The 16,423-nt window shown below is 67.3% G+C and carries 16 protein-coding genes; 1 reads left to right on the forward strand and 15 read right to left on the reverse strand.

Annotation, left to right across the window (positions count from 1 at the left end; all coding sequences use genetic code 11):
• Positions 1-28 precede the first annotated feature (28 nt).
• Positions 29-832: a hydroxypyruvate isomerase gene (hyi, locus tag F0Q04_RS06765; protein WP_182345014.1), complete on the reverse strand. Its 804-nt coding sequence runs from the start codon at positions 830-832 to the stop codon at positions 29-31.
• A 32-nt stretch (positions 833-864) separates the two neighbouring features.
• Positions 865-2,655, reverse strand: coding sequence for a glyoxylate carboligase (gene gcl / locus F0Q04_RS06770; RefSeq protein WP_182345015.1), 1,791 nt, complete (start codon positions 2,653-2,655; stop codon positions 865-867).
• Between the two features lie 212 nt (positions 2,656-2,867).
• On the opposite strand from gcl, the gene F0Q04_RS06775 reads away from it, so the two are divergent.
• Positions 2,868-3,785: a LysR family transcriptional regulator gene (locus tag F0Q04_RS06775; RefSeq protein ID WP_182345016.1), complete on the forward strand. Its 918-nt coding sequence runs from the start codon at positions 2,868-2,870 to the stop codon at positions 3,783-3,785.
• 33 nt (positions 3,786-3,818) lie between these two features.
• Here F0Q04_RS06775 and F0Q04_RS06780 read toward each other — a convergent pair whose 3' ends face one another.
• From F0Q04_RS06780 to F0Q04_RS06840, 13 genes are all read right to left on the reverse strand, one after another.
• On the reverse strand, positions 3,819-5,153 hold the full coding sequence (locus tag F0Q04_RS06780; protein WP_182345017.1) for a glycerate kinase type-2 family protein: 1,335 nt from the start codon (positions 5,151-5,153) through the stop codon (positions 3,819-3,821).
• 115 nt (positions 5,154-5,268) lie between these two features.
• Complete coding sequence (locus F0Q04_RS06785) at positions 5,269-5,838, reverse strand: hypothetical protein (RefSeq protein ID WP_182345018.1); 570 nt, start codon at positions 5,836-5,838, stop codon at positions 5,269-5,271.
• Between the two features lie 82 nt (positions 5,839-5,920).
• The gene (locus tag F0Q04_RS06790) at positions 5,921-6,937 is read right to left on the reverse strand and encodes an LLM class flavin-dependent oxidoreductase (RefSeq protein WP_198424348.1); all 1,017 of its coding nucleotides are present in this window, start codon (positions 6,935-6,937) and stop codon (positions 5,921-5,923) included.
• A 111-nt stretch (positions 6,938-7,048) separates the two neighbouring features.
• Entirely contained in the window at positions 7,049-7,330 is a 282-nt protein-coding gene (locus tag F0Q04_RS06795) for a hypothetical protein (protein ID WP_021025524.1), read from the reverse strand.
• A gap of 71 nt (positions 7,331-7,401) precedes the next feature.
• Entirely contained in the window at positions 7,402-8,763 is a 1,362-nt protein-coding gene (locus tag F0Q04_RS06800) for a GspE/PulE family protein (protein ID WP_021025525.1), read from the reverse strand.
• Positions 8,764-8,787: 24 nt separating this feature from the next.
• Positions 8,788-11,106: a type II secretion system secretin GspD gene (gene gspD, locus F0Q04_RS06805; RefSeq protein WP_182345019.1), complete on the reverse strand. Its 2,319-nt coding sequence runs from the start codon at positions 11,104-11,106 to the stop codon at positions 8,788-8,790.
• Positions 11,107-11,110: 4 nt separating this feature from the next.
• Positions 11,111-11,920: a type II secretion system protein N gene (gene gspN / locus F0Q04_RS06810; RefSeq protein WP_182345020.1), complete on the reverse strand. Its 810-nt coding sequence runs from the start codon at positions 11,918-11,920 to the stop codon at positions 11,111-11,113.
• Between the two features lie 14 nt (positions 11,921-11,934).
• A complete protein-coding gene (gene gspM, locus F0Q04_RS06815; protein ID WP_182345021.1) occupies positions 11,935-12,489 on the reverse strand; it encodes a type II secretion system protein GspM in 555 nt (184 codons plus the stop codon).
• On the reverse strand, positions 12,486-13,739 hold the full coding sequence (gspL, locus tag F0Q04_RS06820) for a type II secretion system protein GspL (RefSeq protein WP_182345022.1): 1,254 nt from the start codon (positions 13,737-13,739) through the stop codon (positions 12,486-12,488). The genes gspM and gspL overlap by 4 nt, the downstream gene beginning before the upstream one ends.
• Positions 13,740-13,811: 72 nt before the next feature.
• The gene (gene gspK, locus F0Q04_RS06825; RefSeq protein ID WP_165841113.1) at positions 13,812-14,819 is read right to left on the reverse strand and encodes a type II secretion system minor pseudopilin GspK; all 1,008 of its coding nucleotides are present in this window, start codon (positions 14,817-14,819) and stop codon (positions 13,812-13,814) included.
• Entirely contained in the window at positions 14,816-15,520 is a 705-nt protein-coding gene (locus F0Q04_RS06830; protein WP_116924560.1) for a PulJ/GspJ family protein, read from the reverse strand. The genes gspK and F0Q04_RS06830 overlap by 4 nt, the downstream gene beginning before the upstream one ends.
• Entirely contained in the window at positions 15,520-15,888 is a 369-nt protein-coding gene (gene gspI, locus F0Q04_RS06835; RefSeq protein ID WP_232539648.1) for a type II secretion system minor pseudopilin GspI, read from the reverse strand. The genes F0Q04_RS06830 and gspI overlap by 1 nt, the downstream gene beginning before the upstream one ends.
• A 22-nt stretch (positions 15,889-15,910) precedes the next feature.
• Positions 15,911-16,360, reverse strand: a complete 450-nt coding sequence (locus tag F0Q04_RS06840) for a pilus assembly FimT family protein (protein WP_116924562.1) — start codon at positions 16,358-16,360, stop codon at positions 15,911-15,913.
• Positions 16,361-16,423: the final 63 nt, after the last annotated feature.

Here is a 16,423-nt window from a genome sequence, read left to right on the forward strand (position 1 = left end):
GGAAAGAGGTGTGGGTTTCGGGTCTCGATCAAGCGGTAGCCGTTGCGCGCCTTTGGCCCGCCACGGTCTGCAGCCAGTGCAGGCCCGCCTCGGTGCCCTGCGCGGGCTTGTACTCGCAGCCCAGCCAGCCGCTGTAGCCAATGCGGTCCAGGTGCGCGAACAGGAAGGGGTAATGGATCTCGCCCGTGCCCGGCTCGTGGCGGCCCGGGTTGTCGGCCAGCTGTACATGGCCGATGCGCGCCAGGTGCTTGTGCAAGGTGGCGGCCAGCTCGCCTTCCGTGCGCTGGGCATGGTAGATGTCGTACTGCACAAAGGCATTGGCGGCGCCCACTTCATCCAGAATGGCCAGCGCCTGGTCGGTGCGGCTCAGGTAAAAGCCGGGAATATCAAAGGTATTGATGGGCTCGACCAGCAGGCGCAGCTTGGCCAACTTCAGCGCCGCTGCGGCAAAGCGCAGGTTGTCCACCAGGGTGCGGCGCAGGGTGGCGGCATCCACATCGGCGGGCGCTTTGCCTGCCAGGCAGTTGAGCTGGGGCACGCCCAGCGCATGGGCGTAGGTGACGGCCTGGGCGACGCCGGCGCGGAACTCGTCCACCCGCCGGGGATCGCAGGCAATGCCGCGCTCGCCCGATTCCCAGTCGCCCGCAGGCAGGTTGTGCAACACAATCTGCAGGCCAGTGGCATCGAGCCGCTGCTGGATCTCTTCAACGGTATGGGCATAGGGAAACAGAAACTCCACGGCCTCAAAACCGGCCTGGGCGGCGCGCTCAAAGCGGTCGAGAAACGGCACTTCGGTAAACAGCATGCTGAGGTTGGCAGCAAAACGGGGCATGGCAAAACTCCGGTTAAAAAACGAGGGATTCATCAATCCAGCAGCGCAAGGGCGCTGGGCGCATCGGCCTTGCCGCTGGCCAGGTCTTCGAACTCGATGACGTTGTCGATCTCGGTGCCCATCGCGATATTGGTCACGCGCTCCAAGATGCATTCGATGACGACCGGCGTGCGGTGCTCGGCCATCCAGGCCTCGGCCTGCTGCATCGCCGGGGCAAAGTCTTCGGGGCGGTGTACGCGGATGGCCTTGCAGCCCAGGCCTTCGACGACCTTGACATGGTCCACGCCATAGCCGCGTGCGGCCTCGTCGGGCTCCATGTTGATGTTGTCAAAGGCCAGCTGCACGCAGTAGTCGATGCTGAAGGCGCGCTGCGCCTGGCGGATCAGGCCCAGGTAGCTGTTGTTGACCAGCACATGGATATAGGGCAGCTTGAACTGCGCGCCCACGGCCAGCTCCTCGATCATGAACTGGAAGTCGTAGTCGCCCGACAGCGCGACGATCTTGCGCTGCGGATCGGCCACGCGCACGCCCAGCGCGGCCGGTGTCGTCCAGCCCAGGGGGCCGGCCTGGCCGCAGTTGATCCAGTTGCGCGGCTTGTAGACATGCAGAAACTGCGCCCCGGCGATCTGCGACAGGCCGATGGTGGAGACATAGGTGGTGTCGCGGTCCAAGCTCTGGTTCATGCACTGGTAGACACGCTGGGGCTTCATCGGCACGTTGTCGAAGTGGGTCTTGCGCAGGTAGTCGATGCTGTTCTTGCGGCCCTGGCAGTCTGCGACCCAGGCGCTGCGGTCGCGCAGCTTGCCCGCGGCCTTCCAGTCCTTGGCCACGGCGACGAACTGCTCCAGCGCTGCCTTGGCATCCGAGACGATGCCGAAATCGGGCGCAAACACGCGGCCAATCTGCGTGGGCTCGATATCGACATGGATGAATTGGCGGCCCCGGGTGTAGACATCGACCGAGCCGGTATGGCGGTTGGCCCAGCGGTTACCGATGCCCAGCACAAAATCCGAGGCCAGCATGCTGGCGTTGCCATAGCGGTGGCTGGTCTGCAGGCCACACATGCCGGCCATCAAGGGGTGGTCGTCGGGGATGCTGCCCCAGCCCATCAAGGTGGGGATCACCGGCAGATTGAGGGTCTCGGCCAGCTCGACCAACAAGTCCGCCGCATCGGCATTGATGACGCCGCCGCCGCTGACGATCAAGGGGCGCTCGGCGGCATTGAGCATGGCGATGGCTTTTTCGGCCTGTTTGCGTGTGGCGGCAGGTTTGTAGACGGGCAGGGGCTCGTAGGTGTCGATGTCGAATTCGATCTCGGCCAGCTGCACATCGATGGGCAGGTCGATCAGCACGGGGCCAGGGCGGCCCGAGCGCATCAAATGGAAGGCCTGCTGGAAGGCGCCGGGCACCTGGGCGGGCTCCAGCACCGTGGTGGCCCACTTGGTGACGGTCTTGGCGATGGATGCAATGTCCACAGCCTGGAAGTCTTCCTTGTGCAGGCGCGCGCGCGGCGCCTGGCCGGTGATGCAGAGGATCGGGATCGAATCGGCGCTGGCCGAGTACAGGCCCGTGATCATGTCGGTGCCGGCCGGCCCGCTGGTGCCGATGCAGACCCCGATATTGCCGGCCACGGCGCGGGTATAACCCTCGGCCATGTGGCTGGCGCCTTCGACATGGCGGGCCAGGATATGGCCGATGCCGCCATGCGCCTTCATCGCTGCGTACAGCGGGTTGATGGCAGCGCCAGGAACGCCGAATGCGACGCTCACACCTTCTTTTTCCAGCACGCGGACTGCGGCTTCGATCGCTTTCATTTTGGCCATGGGGTCTCCTTTACAGCTGGGATCGACTGTAGGGAAGGCGAGCGTTTGCCGGAAGGCGCAGGCGGACCATAAAATTTATTCCAGCCAGGAATGGACAGCACTGCGCTGCATGCCGCATCATCGGGCGCAGAGGCGCCACGAACCTGTTCAGAAAAGCGCCCAGCATGTGACATGCGGCAAGCCATGCCGCAGCAATCCCAGGAGACACAACCATGGACCGACTCGATGCCATGCACATGTTTGTGCGCGTGGTGGAAACGGGCAGCTTCACCAAGGTGGCGCAGGAGTTCTCATCGACCCAGCCCACGGTGACCAAGCAGGTCGCAGCGATGGAGGCGCGGCTCAAGGTGCGCCTGCTCAACCGCAATACGCGGGGGGTGAGCCTGACCGAGCCGGGCGCGCTGTACTACGAAAAATGCAAGCGCATCGTGAGCGACGTGGCCGATGCCGACAATGTGGTGCAGGTGCGGCAGACGCAGGTGCAGGGTCAGCTGCGCATTGGCAGCTCAGTCGCGTTTGGGCGGCGCGTGTTGATTCCGCTGGCGATGGAGTTCATGCAACACAACCCGCAGGTGCAGGTGGACCTGAGCTTTGAAGACCGCTACACCGACCTGGTGGCCCAGGGTATCGATGTGGCGCTGCGCCTGGGCAAGCTGGCCGATTCGTCGCTGGGTGCGCGCATGCTGGGCGTCAATCCCTGGGTGCTGGTAGCCTCGCCCGCCTACCTGCGCAAGCACGGCACGCCGCGCCGGCCATCGGATTTGAAAGAGCACTCGGCGCTGATCTACAGCAGCGTGCAGGGCAACGATGTCTGGCGGCTGAGCAATGCCAGTGGCGAGTCCGTCTCCGTGCCGGTCACCGGGCGGCTGCGTTCCAACAACCTCTCGGCCTTACTGGCCGCGGCGCGCTCGCACATGGGCGTGGCCGCACTGCCGCGCTATGTGGCGCATGAGTCGCTCAAGGCGGGCCGCGTGGTCGAGGTGCTCAAGACCTGCCGCCTGCCTGAGCAGGAGATCCACGCCGTCTACCCCTCGCCGCGCCTGGTGCCGCAAAAGGTGCAGTCCTTTATCGCGTTCTTGCAGGGCAGCTTTGATGCCGCCTGGTGGGAGAACCTGGCCCAAGGAGGCTAGGCGCGGAGGGTCTGGCAAGCCTGGCAGCCCGCATCACAGGATCAGAATGGCCCGGAAATCGTTGACGTTGGTGTGCGTAGGCCCGGTCACCACCAGGTCGCCCAGCGCCTCGAAAAAACCATAGGCATCGTTGCGGTCCAGGTGGTCGCTCAGGCGCAGCTGCAGTGCAGCGGCGCGCTGCAGCGTGTTGGGTGCCAGGCGCGCGCCGGCATTGTCTTCGACGCCATCGATGCCATCGGTATCGGCCGCCAGCGCCCAGATACCGCCCTGGCCTTGCAGGGCCTGCGCCAGGCCCATGCAGAACTCGCCAGCGCGGCCGCCGCGCCCCTTGGCGGCGCCCGGCTGGCGCGGGCGGATGGTGACGGTGGTCTCGCCTCCGGAGAGGATGACGCAAGGTTTGGCAAAGGGGCTGCCGTGGCGGGCCACGGCGCGTGCCAGCGCCGCATGCATCTTGCCGATCTCGCGCGACTCGCCCTCGATCTCATCCGACAGCACATGGGCGGCGATACCGGCTGCACCTGCGGCTTCGGCCGCCGCATCCAGCGATTGCTGGGGCGTGGCGATCAGATGCACCTCATGGCCGGCAAAGCGCGGGTCGCCGGGTTTGGGCGTCTCCAGTGAGCCATCTTCCAGTGCGGCGCGCAGGCGCTCGGGCAGCGCGATCTGGTAGCGGTTCAGAATCGCCAGTGCCTCGGCGCAGGTCGAGGCATCGGGCACCGTGGGGCCGCTGGCGATGACCGAGGGGTCGTCGCCGGGCACATCGCTGATGGTCAAGGTCACCACCTTGGCGGGGTAGCAGGCAGCGGCCAGGCGCCCGCCCTTGATGCGCGAGAGGTGCTTGCGCACGCAGTTCATCTCGCCAATGGCGGCGCCGCTCTCCAGCAGGGCCTGGTTGATGCGCTGCTTGTCCTGCAGGTCCATGCCGTCGGCTGGCAGGGTCAGCAGGGCCGAGCCGCCGCCCGAGATCAGGCAAAGCACCAGGTCATCGGCCGTCAAGCCCTGGGTCAGCGCCAATATACGTTCGGCAGCGGCCAGGCCGGCGGCATCGGGCACGGGATGGGCGGCTTCAACCACCTCCAGGCGCTGGGCCAGCCCAGGCGGGCGCGGCGGAATATGCCCATAGCGGGTGACGACCAGGCCCGACAGCGGCGCGTCCTGGGGCCACAGGGCCTCGAGCGCCTGGGCCATCGAGCCGCCCGCCTTGCCGGCGCCCAGCACCACGGTGCGGCCTTTGGGCGGCGGGGGCAGGTACTGCGCCATGCTGTGCAGGGGCTGGGCGCGCTGTACCGCGCGCTGGTACAGGTCCAGAAGAAACTGCAGGGGATCGCGCCGGGGATCGGCCAGCGCTGGCTGGGGGGTGTGGCTCATGCGGTAGGTCTCCGCTGGCCATTATGAAAGCAGGCGGCAGGCGCAGGTGGAATAGGCGTTATTCCTGGCCAGGGGGTGTTCAGCAGTGCGATAACGCCGCGCACGGCGCCGCGTGTCAACCGGGTGGCGTGCGGTTGCCCCAGTCGGTGTAGAACACGCCCGCCGCATCCTTGCGGATATAGACATAGGCCGGGCCGGCATGGGTGTCGCCATGGGCATGGGCCTTGTCGGGAATGCGCCAGTAGTAGACGGTGCCATCCAACTCGGCAAACTGGCCGATGTACTGCAGATCTTCGGCACGCACCGGGTCGGCGCTGGCGAGCGACTGGCCCAGCTCCATGCGCACATAGCGGGGCACGGAGCGCTCCTGGGCCTCCGTCAGGCCCGTGCTGCCCAACCAGGGGGCGCTTTCCTGCACCTCGGCCTCGGTCTGCAATTGCTCCTGCTTGCTGCGGTATTCGCGGCGGAACTCGGGCGTTTGCATATGCGCGGCCAAGGCCGGGTCTTCGCTGCGAGCGCTGGGCTGGGGCTGCGCGGCTGCGGCAGGCGGGGCCACGGCCGGTGCGGCCTGCTGGGCCTGGGGCGTGGGAGCTGGGGGATCGTCGGGGGGCTGCTGCATGCAGCCGGCCAGCAAGCTGCAGGCCGTCAGCGCCGCTGGCAGGGTGGTTCTATAGGAGACAGACATGGCGCAAGCATAGCCTGGGTGGGACGGGATCAGCGTCGCTTTTGCTGAAAAAAGGGCGCCGATCAGGGAGTAAAGGCCGTGTTTAGGCTGCGTAGCCGGCCCGCAGGGCCTGCGCAGCAATATCGAGCGAGCGCAGACGCAGATCGCCATCATAGATATCGCAAACCAGCATCAGCTCGTCGGCGCCGGTGTGCTGGGCCAGCACCTTGAGGCGCTGCTGTACACGCTCGGGGCCGCCGATGGAGGCCACCGCCAAAAAGCCTTCGATCGCCTGGCGCTCGGCCATGTTCAGGCCCTCCATAAAGCCTTCGACCGGTGGAGGCAGCAGACCGCGCTTGCCCGTCACAATGCCCAGCACGCGCTGGTAGGTGCTGCTGGCGAGGAACTCGGCCTCGCTGTCGGTAGGCGCTGCGATCACCGGCGCGCCGACGATCACATAGGGCTTGTCCAGCGTGGCCGAGGGCTTGAACAGGTCGCGGTACAGCTGCACCGCCTGCTGCAGCATGCGCGGCGCAAAGTGCGAGGCAAAGGCATAGGGCAGGCCCAGGTGCGCGGCCAACTGGGCCGAGAACAGGCTCGAGCCCAGCAACCACAGCGGCACATTGGTGCCAGCGCCCGGTGTGGCCACCAGCTTTTGCCCGGGTTGGGCGGGGCCCAGCAGGCGCTGCAGCTCCAGCACATCGCGGGGAAAGTCTTCTTCGGTCTCGACCCGGTCACGGCGCAGCGCCCGCATCGTCATGCCATCGGTGCCGGGCGCGCGGCCCAGGCCCAGGTCGATACGGCCTGGGTAGAGCTCGGCCAAGGTGCCAAAGGCCTCGGCCACCACCAAGGGGGCATGGTTGGGCAGCATGATGCCGCCCGAACCCACACGGATGTGCCGGGTGGCGCCCGCCACATGGCCGATCAGCACGGCCGTGGACGAGCTGGCAATGCCCGGCATATTGTGGTGTTCGGCCATCCAGTAGCGCGTAAAGCCGAGCGACTCGACATGCTGCGCCGTGCGCACGGCCAGTTGCAAAGCCTGAGCAACGGTGCCGCCTTCGCGCACAGCCACCAGGTCCAACATCGAAAGCGCGGGGGGTGTTTTTGTCTCAGTCATGCGGACATTCTTGCCTAGGCAAATATCCTTTGCTGACTGTGGGTATGGGGGAAATGCGAAGGTCGGAGCCTTGTTCTTGCCCGACCGGCCCCTTGTACAAGGAGCCTGAATTCAACGCTGCCGAATCGCCCGCGCGCAGCTGATGCCCACCAGAATCCCCCAGAGCAGCACCAGCAGCGCGGTCGCCAGGTAGCGCTCGCCTTGCTGCATCGCAAACCAGGAGATCACCAGCGCCATCAGGCCGGCGATGCGCATCAGCCGGCGCAGCTGTGCGGTGGACATGCGCGGCTGAAAATGGCGCAGCGCTGCCAGGCTGGCGATGGCCAGCACGGTGAGCCAGAGAAACAACATGCCGCCGTAGGGCGCGACGAGGGTATTGAGCGATTCCAACATGGGGCGATTGTGTCAAATCGCCAATACCCGTTGGCGTGGGCGGCGCCTACGGGGTATTCGGCGAATTTTGGTTAATCGCGGGTGACGCGCACGACCTCTTCTGCACTGGTGATGCCTTCGCGCACCAAGCGCTCGCCATCCTCGCGCATCAGGTGCATGCCGGCGGCCATCGCCTGGTTGCGGATTTCGGTTTCCGGCGCCTGGGCGTGGATCTGGGCGCGGATGGCCTCGTCCACCACCAGCAGCTCGAAGATGCCGGTGCGGCCCCGGTAGCCGCTGGGGTCGCTGTCGTCGATGCGGCGCACCAGGCGCTGGGCCAGCACGCCCAGCAGCGACGAGGACAGCAGAAAGGGCTCGACGCCCATGTCGGTCAGGCGCGTGATGGCGCTGGTCGCATCGTTGGTGTGCAGGGTGGCCAGCACCAGGTGACCGGTGAGCGAGGCCTGGATGGCGATCTGCGCGGTCTCGAAGTCGCGGATTTCGCCAATCATGATGATGTCCGGGTCCTGGCGCAGGATGGCCCGTAGCGCTTTGGCAAAGGTCAGGTCGATCTTGGGGTTGACCTGGGTCTGGCCGATGCCCGAGAGCTCGTACTCGATCGGGTCTTCCACCGTCATGATGTTGCCCTGGCTGGCGTCGAGGCCGCTCAGCGCCGCATACAAGGTGGTGGTCTTGCCCGAGCCGGTGGGGCCGGTCACCAGCACGATGCCGTGCGGCTGGGCCACCAGTTTTTCAAAGCGCCGCAGGGTTTCGCCCTGCATGCCGACCGAGCCCAGGCTGAGCTTGGATTCGCTCTTGTCGAGCAAACGCAGCACGGCGCGCTCGCCATGGGCGCTGGGCAGGGTGGAGACGCGCACATCAATGGCGCGGGTGCCCAGGCGCAGGCTGATGCGGCCGTCCTGGGGCAGGCGTTTTTCCGAGATGTCCAGATCGGCCATGATCTTGAGGCGCGAGATCAGCGCCGCATGCAAGGCGCGGTGGGGTTGCACCACTTCGCGCAGCGAGCCATCGATGCGAAAGCGCACGCTGGAATGGCGCTCATAGGGCTCGATGTGGATGTCCGAGGCGCCGTCGCGCGCCGCTTGCGTGAGCAGGGCGTTGAGCATGCGGATGATGGGCGCGTCGCCCGCCGATTCGAGCAAGTCCTCGACGGCAGGGATGTCCTGCATCATGCGCGAGAGGTCGGTGCCTTCTTCGACCTCGCTGATCACGGTGGCGGCATTCGATTCGCTGTGCGAGTAGGCAGCGCTGATGCGCTGGGCCAGCTCGGCATCGCCCAGCTGGGCCAGGTGCTGCACGGGGTACTTGCGCAGCACCTCGGACAGCGCCGAGCCCTGGGGCTGGGCGCCGTGCCACAGCAGGTGCTGGCCGGCATCTTCTTCGAGCAGCAGCTGGCTGCTGCGCGCAAAGGCATAGGGCAGGGGGTGGCGCATGGCTTCGGGTCTCTGTGGGCGCTATCAGGGCTCGAAGCGCATGCCTTGCGGCGTCACGGTCAGGGGGCGCGATTCGATCACCGGCGTCTCGGACGCACCCAGCGGCAGGCCGGAGGTCTGCTGGGCCAGCGGCGTGATGATCGACGACTCATTGATCGGCACGCGGGTGCTTTGCTCGGGCTGGGCGGCGATCTGGGCGCCGCGCATCAGCTCGTAGCGGTCCATGCTGACCTGCTGGGTGGCGGCGGCATCGCGCATCACCACGGGGCGCAGGAAGACCATCAGGTTGGTCTTCTTGCGCGAGCGGGTGTCGCTGCGGAATAGCGCGCCAATGCCGGGGATATCGCCCAGGTAAGGCACCTTCTGCACCGAGCCGGAGTACTGGTCCTGCAGCAGGCCGCCAATGACGATGACCGAGCCATCGTCCACCAGCACGGTCGATTCGATCGAGCGCTTGTTGGTGGTGGGGCCGTTGGCATTGGTGGTCGTGCCGGCGAGCACGTCAGACGTCTCCTGGTAGATCGTCAGCTTGACGGTGCCATTGGCATTGATCTGCGGGCGCACGCGCAGGGTCAGGCCCACATCCTTGCGCTCCACCGTGGTGAAGGGGTTGACGGTGCTGCTGCCGGTGCTGTTGGCGTAGGAGCCGGTGACAAAGGGCACATTCTGGCCGACCAGGATCTGCGCTTCCTGGTTGTCCAGGGTGAGCAGGTTGGGGGTGGCCAGCACATTGCCATCGGCATTGGACTGCAGCAGGTTGGCCAGCGCGCCCAGCACATACTCGCCGTTGTGCTTGAAGGCGATACCGGCGTTCATGCCGGCGCTGGGCAGGGTGCTGTAGGTGTTGTTGGCAATGCCGGCGGCCAGGTTGAACAGGTTGGCCCCGCCCACGGTGAAGTTGTTGCCGATGACGCCGACAACATTGTTGCCCTGGCCCAGCAGGCTTTGCCACTGCACGCCAAACTGCGCGGCCTTCTCGGCGCTGACTTCGACGATCAGGCTCTCGACCAGCACCTGGGCGCGGCGGCTGTCGAGCTGGTCGATGACCGAGCGGATCTGGCGGTACAGCGGCTCGGGCGCGGTGATGATCAGTGAATTGGTGGCCGTGTCGGCCTGGATGATGCCGCCGGTGGCGCTGCCGCTCTCCCCCGAGGTGCCCAGCGAGGTGCCGGTGCCCAGGCGTGCGCCCGAGCCCAGGCCGCCCGCACTGCTGCTGCTGGCGCTGTTGCCCAGCGTGCCGCTGGTGCTGCCGCCCAGCGACGTGGCGCCGCTGCGCGTGTTGCTGCTCAGGCCCCCGCTGCTGCCGCTGCTCGACAGGTTGGTGGCGGGGCTGGCGCTGTTGCCGTCCTGGCCGGCGAGGGCCGCGCGCAAGGTGGTGGCCAGCGCGGTGGCATCGGCATTGCGCAGATAGACCACATGGATGTTGCCCGAGGCATTGCCGCCACGGCTGGGGCTGTCGAGCTTGCCGATCAGCATCTTGGCCTGCGACAGGCGCGCCGGGTTGGCTGCGCGCAGCAAGATGCTGTTGGTGCGCGGGTCGGCCAGCACCGAGGTGCGGTAGGCATTGTCGGTCTGCGCGGCGCCGGGGGCTGCACCGGCGGTGGCGCTGCCGCTGGCAGACACGGTCTGGCCGCCTTCCAGCAGGCGCTGCAGCATGGGCACGATGTCGGTAGCGACCGCGTGTTCGAGCTGCACCACTTCGACATCGCTGGCGTTGGCCACATCCATCGACGCGATGATGCGCGAGAGGCGCTGCAGGTTGTCGGCGTAGTCGGTGATGACCAGGGAGTTGTTGCCCGGGTTCACATTGATGGTGTTGTTGGGGCTGATCAGCGGGCGCAGCACCGGCACCAGGTTGTTGGCGCTCTCGAAGTTGAGCTTGAAGATCTGGGTGACGATCTGGCCGCCACCGGGCACCTGGCCGCCCGCGCCGCCCTGGGTGATGCGCACCGTGCCGCCTTGCAGCTTGGCATCGGCCTCGGGCACCACCTTGTACAGGCCTGCGGCCTCGACCACGGTGTAGTTCTGCAGGCGCAGCGCTGCCAGGAACTGCTCGAACGCGGCCTGGGGCGAGACGGGCCGGTCGGTCACCAGGTTCATCGTGCCCTTGATGCGCGGATCGACCACCACGCTCTTGCCGGTGATGGTGGCCATGGTGCGCGCGATGGACTCGATGTCGGCGTTGGCGAAGTTCAGCGTCACCGGCTCGCCGGCGCGAATGCTGGCCGTGCCGGTGTTGATGGCTGTCTGCGCCAGCGCCGCGCCGTTGCCGCCCATTAGAAGGACGCTCGCTGCGATGGAGTGCAGCGCAAATCGATAAATGGGAGAGTGGTATTGCATCATATGTTCAGCCAACCGAGAGCAGCACGCGGCTTCCGCTGCGCTGCCCAATCATAGTCAATAGATTCGCAAGAGCCGCCTCGCGCCCTTCGGCAGCCCAGGCTTCTCCCTGAAAACGCAGGCGCTGGCCCACCCATTGGCCCTGGCCTTTGAGCTGGAGCGCGCCGTCCAAGGTGGACAGCTGCAAGCTGGTGCTGTCACCGCCTTGCAGTTGCAGGCGGTAGCTGCCCAGCGGCTGTATCGTGGACAGGCGTGAGGTCACCGCCATCACATCGAGATCGGCGCCGCCCTCGACCTGCAGGCGCCCGGCGTTGAGTGCCAGCGACAGCTCACGGGTCTTGAGCAGCAGCTGGCCCTGGGGCTGGATGGTGTTCCAGGGCGTGCCCAGGCCCACCAGCAGCGATGCCGGCCAGCGGCTTTCATGGGCGCCCAGCTGCACCTTGGCGCCACCCCAGTGGGGCTGGATGCGGATGGGCATCGGCGCGGCCATGCAGCAGCTGGCATTCCAGCGCATGTTGAGGCCGCGCAGGCTGGGGCGCAGTGCCCAGTCCACCCGGCCGGGCAGGGCCATCTGGTCGCGGCTGGCCTGGCCACCAGTAAATACCCATTGGGCTGAACCGTTCCAGACGGTGCCACGCGGCTCGCGCAGCTGCAGCTGACCCTGGCTGGCCCAGGCCAGGCCCTGCGCCAACCAGTGTGCGGGCGCAAACAGCACCAGGGCGGCCAGGCCGCCGGTGCAGGCGCCCACGGCGGCCCAGCGCCAGGGCGCACGGGCGCTGCCGTGGGGCAGGGTGGGGTTCGAGTGTTGCCGGGCCATGCGCTGTGTGCCGCTTATTGGGCCGGCAACTGCAAGACGATATTGCCCGACCAGGTGGGCGCGGCAGCCGGGCCTGCGCCCTTGGCCGGCTCATCGCGGGTCAGGCGCAGCTCGGTGGCAATCGCATGCGCATTGGCACGCACCTGGCCCAGCCAGCGCTGGGTGGATGCGGCCGAGGCGCGGCTCAAGGTGACGGTCACGCGCTCGCCGAGCACGGCCAGTTTGGCGCTGGTGCCCAGCTGCTGCGTGAGCGAGGCTTCGAGCTGCTGGCGCGCTTGCGTGGTGGTCACCGTGGTGGCCGATTGCAGCTGGCGCGCTTCGGCCTGCAAGGCTTGCATGCGGGCGAGTTGCTGGTCGAGCTGGGCATGCGCGGCGGGCGCGCTGCGCCAGGTCTGCAGTACCGGCGCAATCGCCAGCCACCACAAGAGCGCCATCAGCACCAGGGCAGCGGCCAGGCTGACGCCCCGGCGCTCACGCGCATCCAGCGCGCGCCAGCGTTGGCGCAGCAATTGGGCTGCGGGGGACGAAGCCGCTGCAGATGCCGACGGTCGGGAGGAATTTTTCTTCATGGCTGGGCCTGCGCGCGGATGACCCACTGGTCGTTTTGCATCTGGGCCTGCAGGCCCTGGGCTTGCAGTTTCTGGCTGAAGGCATCAAAGCCATCGGTGGGCAGGCCGCGCAGGCGCAGCTCGCCGCCACTGTATTCGACCGTGCTGGGCACCGTGCCTGCGGGCAGGCTGGCCAGCGCCTGGCCGGCGGCGGCCAGCAGCGGCTCGGCGTCCGATGGCGACAAGCCACCCGAGGCCTGGCGCAGGTTGGCGACTTCGCGCGCCATCTGCACGGGCGCATCGACGACCACCTGCACCTTGGGGAAGGCCTGCGTCAAGCTGCTGCGCACCAGTGCGGCCTTGGCCTGCAGCTGCTGGCGCTCTTGCCACGCCCAGATATTGGCGCCCACCAAGCTGAGCACGACCAGGGCCAGCAGGGCCCAGCGCGCCGGGCGCCAGGCGGGGGTATGGAGCACATCATTGAGGCCGCTGCCCAGGCGCCGCTGCAGGCGGTTGCGTCCACTGTTGGCAAATTCGAGCTGCGCCAGGTCCCAGTCGCTGCGCGCGGCATCGCGCATGGTTTGCGCCGGGCTGTAGAGCTGTACCGGGCGTTGAAGCCAGTGCTCGGCGGTGCTGACCACGGCCGGCTCGGCATGGACGATGCTGTCGGGCCCGAGCGGGGGCAGCAGCGCTGCGCTTTCGCGCGAGACTGGCAGCACCAGCACCGCGTCGGCGCTGTCCGTGCCATAGACCACGGCCTGCGCCAGCTCGGGGCTGCCGGTGACCAGGATCTGCGCGCCATCAGGTGCGGGCTCGCCCGGGGCATGGCTGGGCACCACGCGGGCCACGGCGCGGCCTGCGGCTTCGAGCGCCTGCAGGTGCTCGCGCAGCCACTGGCGCGGGCAGCAGGCGATCCAGATCGGCTCGCCCTGGCCGGCGGCACGGGTGTCGGGTTGCAAGGCAAAGTGCAGTTGGGCGGGGTCGTCGAGCAGGCGCTCTTCCAAGAGACCTTCGAGCACCGCTCGCAGCCGGGGCGAGCCCGGGCCGACGCCCTGGGGCAGGCTGACCCGTTGCCACGACAGCATGGCCGCGGGCACCACGGCCACCACTTCACCGGCGCGGCCGGGCTGGGGCAGCAGGCCGGCGGTGGTGCTGCCTTGCTGGCCGATGGTCACGCCATCGGGCGACAGGGCATAGCTGTAGCTCCAGGCCGAGCTGGGCCCTGTATCTGGCCCCGAGGCCAGCGGCAGTGAAATCAGTAATGTACTCATGAGCGTGTTGTGCGCTGCATTGTAGAGGGCCCGGCTTCACCAAACTGCAATACGTTTGTCATCATGTTCCTGTTAGCGCGCCGCCACCGGGTTGGCGCTGCCATCGCCCATCAGGCTGGTGGCCAGTGCGGCACCACGCTCACGCACCACGGTTGTTACATTCAGCCCCTGGCGGTAGACCAGGGATTTCTCCTGCACCACCAGGTCGTCAAAGCGCAGCCGCGCCCAGACCTCGAAATACACCGATTTGACATCGAGCACTGCGTTGGCATTGTTGAGCGCGGTGTTGCTGCTAAAGCGCTGCTGCAGCTCGGCGCTGCTCTCGAAAGCCTTGTTAAGGCGCAGCTGGGCGATCTGCTGGGCAGTTGCAAAATCCATGCCCTCGACAGCGGCCCAGATCACGGTGGCCGAGGCGGTGTTGACGTTGACCTTGCTCTCCTGGGGCAGCAGCACCACATAGGGCTCCAGCTGGGTCAGGGTGGACGGCGACAGGCCCCACCAGGCCAGCTCCTTGTAGGTGCGCGGCAGCAGCGGCGCATTGGCCGCCTTCCCCTCGGTGCGCAGCGCGGCCAGTGCCTGCTGGCTGAGGACGGTCAGTTCGGCGCCGGGCAGGCCCAGGCGCTCGAACAGGCGCTGGAACTGGCGCAGCGCGACGCTGTTGATCTGGTTGTTGGAGACCAGGTTGCGGATATTGAGCCGCGCCTGGGCATCGACAATCGCACCCGACAAAAACGCCTGGGCCGCATCGATGCTGCTGTCGTCGGCATTGCTCTGGTTGTTGGAGGCCTGCAAGAAGGTGGACAGGCGCGCTTCGGCCAGCGGCACCGACCAGGGCTCGGAGAGCGAATCGGGGCCGCCCACACGCGCATCCTGGCGCAGCACCTGGCGCGAGAAATCCAGCCCGCCCAGCAGCAGCCAGGCGGCCTGCACGCGGGTGCGCTCGGCGCCTTCGACCTCCAGATTGCGCCACTGCTGCCAGACGGCGCTGGCGGCAATCGTGGCCACCAGGGTGACGGTGAGCATGGCCGCCAGCAGCGCTGCGCCGCGCTGGCCACGGCGGGGAATGCGGAGCCGCTTCATGATTTGTTGCCCGACACGATGGGGTTGACCCAGTCGTTGGTGATGACCCCGGAGAGCGCACCGGGCGCGGGCAGCTCCAGACGCAGGCGGATGCCGTCGGGCAGCGCCACCGTCGTGGGGTTGTTGGCATCGGCCTGGGGATTGGCGCCCTGGCTGGACAGCGGATTGCTCCAGCTGTTGCCCCGGAAATACAGCAGCTGCCAGCCGCTGATGGGCATCAGCACCGTTTGCTGCGGGCCGCCATCGGCGTTGTTGGTCAGCGCGCTGTTGGTGACCGCATGCGCGGCCATGTCCCAGGCCTGCTGCCACTGCTGCAGATCACGCACGGGGGCCGACTGCCAGCGCACCCAGTAGTCGCGGTTGCCCAGGCGGCGCTGGGCCCAGCTGACCACGCGCAGGCCTTGTTCATTGATATCGCTGCTGCGGCGCGTCAGGCGCAGCACGCGGCCATCCCAGTCGATCGGGGTGGTGGCTGCGACGCGCTCAATGCCATTGAGGTCGGTGTTCCACTGCGACAGCGCCGCCTGCACCACCATCACCTCTTCGCTGTAATCACGGGCCTGCTGCTGGGCGCGCACCATGCCATCGATGCCGCGCCAGCTGGCAATGGTCATCACCGCCAGAATGGAAATCGCGATTAGCAGCTCGATCAAGGTAAAGCCCTGGCTGCGTGGCTGGCTACAACGGGGGAAGCGCTGCATCAGTACCTCCCCACGATGGTGCTCAGGCGCAGCAAGGGCGCGCCGCCGGAGAACACATGGGCATCGATGCGGCGGAAATCCGGGTTGGGCGTGGCAAACACGCCCACGCGCACATCGAACATGCGGCCGGCCTGCTCACAGGCCACGCTGGTGCTGCCCAGTCCCGGCAACTGCTGCGACAGGCGCGCGGCGATCAGCTGGTTTTCGGCGCAGATCTGCGCGAGCATCACATCGCTTTGCCGCCCTGCCGTCTGGGTCAGCGCGTTCATCGCCTTACCGCCGGCGAGCAAGGCGATGGCGACAATGGCGAGCGCGACCAGCACCTCTATCAGGGTGAAGCCGGAATGGGGAGAGGGCTTGCTGGGCACGCGGGGCTGGTCGGGAAAGGGTTCAGGGGGCCTGTAGTTCAAACGGGCGCACACCATCGGTCGCCACGGCAATGCTGCCCGCATTGCGGCTGGGGTAGGCCAGCAGCACCGTCTGCGGGCCGATCAGTGCCTCGGGCCCCAGGATGATATCGCCACTGCTGCGCACCGCCACCGGCGGGTGCAGCCAGGCGCCCTGGCGGGTGCCGCCTTGCAGGCCTTCGATGACAAAGCCCTGGCTGTCGGCCCGCCAGCGCACCGGCTGGCCACTGGCGCGGGACTGGGCACGCGCGGCTTCGAGCTGGGCGGCCAGGCGCTGGCCTTCGCGCTGGAGCTGGTCCTGGCTGTTGTCACCTATCGCAAACACCACGCCGGCGCTGGCCAGCGCCATCAAGGTGATGACGACCAGCAGCTCCATCAAGGTAAAGCCGCGCTGGCGGCGCGGCTGGAAGGGGTGGGCAAGGGCGCAGGGCATGGGGCCGGAGAGCGGGGCAGCGGGAAAAGGCAGAAAGCAGCGATCAGGCGGGCTTATTGCCGC

The organism is Comamonas koreensis, from assembly GCF_014076495.1.
GTDB classification, from domain to species: Bacteria; Pseudomonadota; Gammaproteobacteria; order Burkholderiales; family Burkholderiaceae_C; genus Comamonas; species Comamonas squillarum.